We start from the raw sequence: 5,181 nt of genomic DNA on the forward strand, positions 1-5,181 counted from the left end.
CCCCGCCGCCCCGGCCCGCCCCCGCGAGCCGGGGCCGGGCCGGGGCGGCGGGCGGGTCCTACCCGCATCGCAGCGTGCGGCGGGGCCGCCGCCGGTTCTGCACGCCGAGGGGCCTGCCAGGGGCGGGCCGGGAGTCCGGCAGCTCGCGCAAGCCGCTGCCCGGGCCGTCCAGGACGGGCGTACGGTCCTGGTCCGCTGCAACGCCGGCTACAACCGCTCCGGCCTGGTCGTCGCCCAGACCCTCGTCGAACTCGGCCACGAAGCGCCGACGGCCATCGGCGCCGTCCGACGGAAACGGTCCCCCTCGGCCCTGAACAACAAGCTCTTCGAGGAGTACCTCACCACCGGCCTCGGCGTCGCCCATCTCCTCGCCGGGCTGGACCCGCTCGCCTGACCGGGGCGAGGCTGGGCTCGGGAACTCGCTCAGGGGGCCTTCGGGGGCGGGGACGTGATGCGGCGTACGGCCTCGACCACCGCCGTGCGGTGCCGGGCCAGCCGCTCGGACGTCCAGCCGGCGCCCGCGCCGCCCGCGGCCGGGCCGCCCACCGCGCCGAACCAGGCCTGGGACAGGCCCAGTACGAGCGTGAGCACATCGGCGGGGTCCAGTGCGGCGTCGACGCGCCCCGCCCGCTGGGCCCCCTCCACCACCGCGATCTTGCCGCGGTAGGACTCCTGCTCCGCCTCCGTGGTGCCGGGCCGCTCCAGCTGCTTCCACACCACCAGCCTCATCAGGGACGGCTGCGCGACGAGGTGGTCGAAGACGGCCCCCGCGTACGCCGGCAGGTCGTCGGCGTCGAAGGGGACGGACTCCGAGCCCGTCTCCAGCGCCCGCTGGAGCACGGCGTCGAAGAGCTGCTCCTTGTTCCCGTAGTAGACGTAGATGAGCCGCTTGTTCGCCTGCGCGGCCTCGGCGATGCGGTCGACCCGCGCGCCGGCGATGCCGTACGCGGCGAATTCGGAGAAGGCCGCGTCGAGCAGGCGTGCCTTGGTCGCGCTGGAATCCCGTGCCATGAGGCGAAGCCTAGCAAGTAACTATCTGGTTATTGACATGCAGCGCGAGAGCGGTGCATAGTAAAACTATCCAGTTAGTTACTTACGAAGGAGCAGCACCATGGAGAGGCGCGCACTGGGCGGTCAGGGCCTCGAGGTCGGCGCCGAAGGCCTCGGCCTGATGGGCATGAGCGCCCATTACGGAGCCACCGACGAGACCGAGTCCCTGGCCACCATCGACCGCGCTCTGGAGCTCGGCGTCACCCTGCTCGACACCGCCGAGGGCTACGGCCCCTTCCTGAACGAGCAGCTCCTCGGCAAGGCGCTGGCCGGCCGCCGCGACGCCGCCGTCGTCGCCACCAAGACGGGCGTCGAGTTCACCGACGAGGGCGCCCTCCGTGGCCAGAACGGGAGCCCCGAGTACATCCGCCGCTCGGCCGACCGCTCCCTGCGCCACCTCGGTACGGACCACATCGACCTCTACTACCTGCATCGCGTGGACCCGAACGTTCCGATCGAGGAGAGCGTCGGCGCGATGGCCGAGCTGGTCGCCGCGGGCAAGGTCCGCCACATCGGCCTGTGCGAGGCCGCGCCCGCCACCATCGCCCGCGCCCACGCCGTGCATCCGCTGGCCGCCGTGCAGACCGAGTACAGCCTCTTCGAGCGCGGCATCGAGTACGACGGCGTCCTCGACACCCTGCGCGATCTCGGCATCGGGCTCGTCGCGTACTCGCCGCTCGGCCGCGGCTTCCTGTCGGGCGCGATCACCACCCCGGACGATTTCGCGGCCGACGACTTCCGCCGTACGGACCCCCGCTTCCTCGGTGAGAACTTCGACCGCAACCTGGCCGTGGTCGACCAGGTCCGCCGCCTCGCCGCGGAGAAGGGGGTGACCCCCTCGCAGCTGGCCCTGGCCTGGACCCTGCGCCAGGGTGCGGTGCCGATCCCGGGCACGAAGCGCCGCCGCTACCTGGAGGAGAACATCGCCGCCACGGCGGTGACGATCACGGACGCGGACCTGGCCGCCATCGACGAGGTCGCCCCGCACGGGATCGTCTCGGGAGACCGGTACGCCCCGGAGCTGATGCGGACCCTGAACGGCTGACCGTGCCCGGCAGGGAACGCCGGGCGGCAACGCCGGGCAGAACCGGCGGATCGCAACGCTTCGGCGATCGAACCGCCGCGGATGCGGAAAACCGTCCGGCGTGCCGTGACCGTCGTGCACCTTTCGCCCTTTAATGTCGCCGCATGGCTGACATGTTCGATCACAATCCGCAGGTGTGGACCGCCGGCCGGCTCCGCGAGGTGCTGGCAGCGCTGCCCGACGAGACCCCGATCCACATCGGGGTCGCGGACGGTCCCGGGGACTTCGAGAGTTACGGGGAGTACGTCCTCGTGGACGCCGCGCCCGTCGAGGTGGACGTCGACTGCGAGGGTGAGGGCGAGAGGGACCGTGACGGCGAACCGGGCCACCGCGTCCAGTTCACCCTGTTCGCCGACGCTGCCGCCGGCGCCTATCACCTCGACCTGGACTGACCTGACCTGACCTGACCTTTAGGTGCTGTCGGCCCCCTCGGCCCCGAGGAACTCGCGGACCAGGCGGTTCGTCTCCGCCGGCGCCGCCGTGGGCAGCGCGTAGTGGGTGAGCCGCGGGAGCGTCTCGATCCGGGCGTGCGGTACGGCCTCGCGGGCGCGGGCCGCCACCCTCCCCGGATCGTGGGCGCCGCTGCGGCCGGCGAGCAGGACCAGGAGCGGGGCCCGCAGGGCCGCCGCGTCCGGGCGGCGGCCGACCACGAGCCGGCGGCCCGCGAACTCCGAGGCCGCCAGCGCGAAGAGCCGCTTCCAGTCCGGGTCGGTGTCCGTGCCCGCCGTCTCGCGGTCGAGGTAGGCCAGCACCCGGGCCGTCCTCGGGCGTGCCAGCACGGGCAGTGAGCGCAGCAGGAACCCGGGCCGGAAGCCCGAGAAGCACTGGGTCGGGTCGAGGAGCACCAGGCGGTCGACCCGCTCCGGCGCGTGCAGTGCGTACGTCAGGGCGATCCAGGCGCCGTACGAATGCCCCAGCAGCGCGGCGCGGCGGACGCCGAGCCCTTCGAGGAGCGCGTCCAGCCAGCCCATCAGGTCGGCGCTCGTGCGCAGCGGGCGGCCCGCGCGCACGCTGCGGCCGGCGTCGCCGAGGATGTCGGCGGCGAGCACCCGATGGTGCGTGCCGAGTGCCGCGGCGTTGGCGAACCAGACTGCGCCGGTGGAGCCGCCGCCGTGCAGCAGCAGCACCGGAGGAGCCCCGGCGGGCCCGTACGCGTGGACCCGGGTCGTTCCGTAGGGGGTCGGTACGTCGATCTCGGCGGTGCCGGCCGGCCAGCGCGCGAGCAGCGCGTCGTAGGCGGCGAAGAAATCCTGCGATGCGGATGCGGATGCGGATGCGGACTCGGTCACGGCAGGCCCCCCGATATCGTCTCGTTGACCGATTATCTCGCCGAGCGAGAGAATAGTCGAGTGAACGATGACGACACCCCCGCCATGCGGCTGGTCCACCTCCTGCGCGCGGTCACCGTGGAACTCCACTTGCGCGGCGCCGAGTTCGCTGCGCACAACGGCCTGCACCCGACCGATCTGCGGGCCCTGATCCGGCTGCTGGACGCGGAGCGCGCGGGGGAGGCCATCACCCCGGGGCGGCTCGGCGAGGCCCTGCGGCTCAACTCGGCGGGTACCACGGCGCTCCTCGACCGGCTGGAGCGGCTGGGCCTGGTCCGGCGCAGCCGCGACCCGCGCGACCGGCGCCGCGTCCTGCTGGGGGTGGAGCCGAAGGCCGTCGAGCTGGGCCGGTCCTTCTTCGGCCCCCTGATCGGCGGGCTGGTCGATCTGGCGGAGGAGTTCGACCCCGCCGAACTGGACGTCGTACGGCGTTACTTGGGCGCGGCGCTGGATGTGGCAGGCAGGGGCGCGTAGGGGCGGGTGCGCCGGGGGTCCGAGGGCGGTCGACCACCGTCCGGCGCCGACCGCTTGCGGGTGTCCCCCCGCCCCCCTTCCCGTACGCCCGGCTCCTCGTCCGGCCCGGAGCCGGCCCGCGCCGCCGGTTCGACGGCCCGGAGCGGTTCCCCGGCCCCCGCGTAAATTTCCGGGCACCGCGCAGGTCCGGAACCCGGCGTAGCCTGGTCTGACCGTCGTGTCCGCCTGTGACCAGGGAGGCGGCGTATGACCGACCCGTACGGGTTCCTCCGGACCCCCCGCAACGCCGTCCCCCCGCGCCCCGCGGACCAGCGGCTCGGCGACTGGCGCGAGGTGCACGCCGGGCAGACGCTGCTGCCCCTGGTGTCCGAGCAGGCGAACCGCTGCATGGACTGCGGCGTTCCCTTCTGCCACGGCGGCTGCCCGCTCGGCAACCTCATCCCCGAGTGGAACGCGTACGCCGCGCACGGCGACTGGCGCGCCGCCGCCGAGCGGCTGCACGCCACGAACAACTTCCCTGAGTTCACCGGCCGGCTCTGTCCGGCGCCCTGCGAGGACTCCTGCGTCCTCGCGATCAACGCCGATCCGGTGACCATCAAGAACGTCGAGCAGACCATCGCCGACCAGGCCTGGGAGCTCGGGTACGCCCCGCCGGCCCCGCCCGGCCGGCTCAGCGGGCAGAGCGTCGCCGTCATCGGCTCCGGGCCGGCCGGGCTCGCCACGGCCCAGCAGCTGACGCGCGCCGGGCACACCGTCGTCGTCTACGAGCGCTCCGACCGCATCGGAGGTCTGCTGCGCTACGGGATTCCCGCCTTCAAGATGGAGAAGATCCACCTGGAGCGGCGGATCGCCCAGATGCGGGCCGAGGGCACGGTCTTCCGAACGGACGCCGACATCGGCGGCCGCGTGGACGCCGCCGAGCTGCGCCGGCGCCACGACGCGGTGGTCGTCGCCGTGGGGGCCGAGGAACGCCGGGAACTGGCCGCGCCGGGCCGTGAGCTGCTCGGAATCCACCAGGCCATGGAGTACCTGACCTGCGCCAACCGGGTCGGCGAGGGTGATCACGCCGGGCCCGCGCTCACCGCCGAAGGCCGGCACGTCGTGATCGTCGGCGGCGGGGACACCGGCTCGGACTGCCTGGGCACCGCCCTGCGGCGAGGGGCGCTGTCGGTGGTCCAGCTCGACATACGCCCGGAGCCGGGACCCGACCGTCCCGAGGCAGAGCCGTGGCCGCTGGTGCACCCG

6 protein-coding genes and 1 pseudogene are annotated in these 5,181 nt (G+C 73.5%); 5 read left to right on the top strand and 2 right to left on the bottom strand.

Annotated features, from left to right (window positions below):
- Positions 1–394 (top strand): annotated as a pseudogene (locus ACS04_RS24675) (hypothetical protein); the annotation flags it as partial.
- Between the two features lie 29 nt (positions 395–423).
- Here the strand turns inward: ACS04_RS24675 and ACS04_RS24680 are convergent.
- Entirely contained in the window at positions 424–1,011 is a 588-nt protein-coding gene (locus tag ACS04_RS24680; RefSeq protein ID WP_048478948.1) for a TetR/AcrR family transcriptional regulator, read from the bottom strand.
- Between the two features lie 100 nt (positions 1,012–1,111).
- On the opposite strand from ACS04_RS24680, the gene ACS04_RS24685 reads away from it, so the two are divergent.
- Positions 1,112–2,095 (top strand): aldo/keto reductase, encoded by a 984-nt coding sequence (locus tag ACS04_RS24685; RefSeq protein ID WP_048478949.1) that lies wholly within the window; start codon positions 1,112–1,114, stop codon positions 2,093–2,095.
- 143 nt (positions 2,096–2,238) lie between these two features.
- Entirely contained in the window at positions 2,239–2,526 is a 288-nt protein-coding gene (locus ACS04_RS24690) for a DUF6225 family protein (RefSeq protein WP_048478950.1), read from the top strand.
- An 18-nt stretch (positions 2,527–2,544) separates the two neighbouring features.
- Here ACS04_RS24690 and ACS04_RS24695 read toward each other — a convergent pair whose 3' ends face one another.
- Positions 2,545–3,423 (bottom strand): alpha/beta fold hydrolase, encoded by an 879-nt coding sequence (locus tag ACS04_RS24695; RefSeq protein ID WP_048478951.1) that lies wholly within the window; start codon positions 3,421–3,423, stop codon positions 2,545–2,547.
- Between the two features lie 84 nt (positions 3,424–3,507).
- Here ACS04_RS24695 and ACS04_RS24700 point away from each other — a divergent pair, with 84 nt between their 5' ends.
- Together ACS04_RS24700 and ACS04_RS24705 are read left to right on the top strand one after the other, a co-directional pair.
- A complete protein-coding gene (locus ACS04_RS24700) occupies positions 3,508–3,936 on the top strand; it encodes a MarR family winged helix-turn-helix transcriptional regulator (protein ID WP_048478954.1) in 429 nt (142 codons plus the stop codon).
- 246 nt (positions 3,937–4,182) lie between these two features.
- Positions 4,183–5,181, top strand: a 999-nt coding sequence (locus ACS04_RS24705; RefSeq protein ID WP_048478952.1) for a glutamate synthase subunit beta, incomplete at its 3' end; no start/stop codon positions are given.

Origin of the sequence: Streptomyces roseus (assembly GCF_001044425.1) — a bacterium.
GTDB classification, from domain to species: Bacteria; Actinomycetota; Actinomycetes; order Streptomycetales; family Streptomycetaceae; genus Streptomyces; species Streptomyces roseus.